This is a genomic window from Paenibacillus sp. 10L310, assembly GCF_056395745.1.
Map to the genome: position 1 here is coordinate 1 of NZ_JBFTKC010000056.1, position 615 is coordinate 615.

At 63.1% G+C, this 615-nt stretch carries 1 protein-coding gene; it reads right to left on the minus strand.

All coding sequences use genetic code 11. From position 1 onward, the window contains the following. The coding region (locus AC1DE7_RS31770) for a ComEC/Rec2 family competence protein (protein ID WP_477535894.1) at nt 1-517 on the minus strand (517 nt) is incomplete at its 3' end. Nucleotides 518-615: the final 98 nt, after the last annotated feature.

The following is a 615-nucleotide window of genomic DNA, read 5'->3' on the forward strand; positions in this document are numbered from 1 at the left end:
CGTCCGGCCCCACCATCATGACAAAGGCCGCCAAGCCACCAAGGGCCATGATTGCCGCGACTCCCCTGGCAAGCCTGAAGCTCCTGGCGAGGAGCACCAGACCCCCAAGAATAAGGCTGCAATTTGCGCCGCTGACCGCAGTGAGGTGGGTGGTGCTGGTGGTCTTCATCGCCTCTTCCAGGCTTTCGTCCACGCCGGTGGTGTCGCCCGTGACCATTCCAGGCAGGAGTCCGGCGGCGTCGCCCCTCAACCACTCGGCGGCCGAGGCGAATTGTATTTTCAGCTGCGCTGGACCTTGGGAAATGTTGCCGTGTGCCTCCGGCTTGTTCTGTGTGTCCGGCTTGTGCCGTGAGTCCGGCCGCATGGGAGGGGTCGCGGCCGCAAGAACACCGGCCTCGATTTGTCCCGGTTTTGCCTGCTTTAGCTTTCCGGCGGTTCTTACCTCCTGTCCCGTGACTACCTGGTCCCAGCCTTCGCCTCCGGTCAGCAGAATTCGCGTGCGGGAACGGGTGAGCATGCCGTCGGACGCAATATCGATTACTTCGGCGGGTACGGCCCACCGTCCCGATCCACGTGAGTCCGTGCCTAGTTCGCGAGGATCACCCACGATCAACA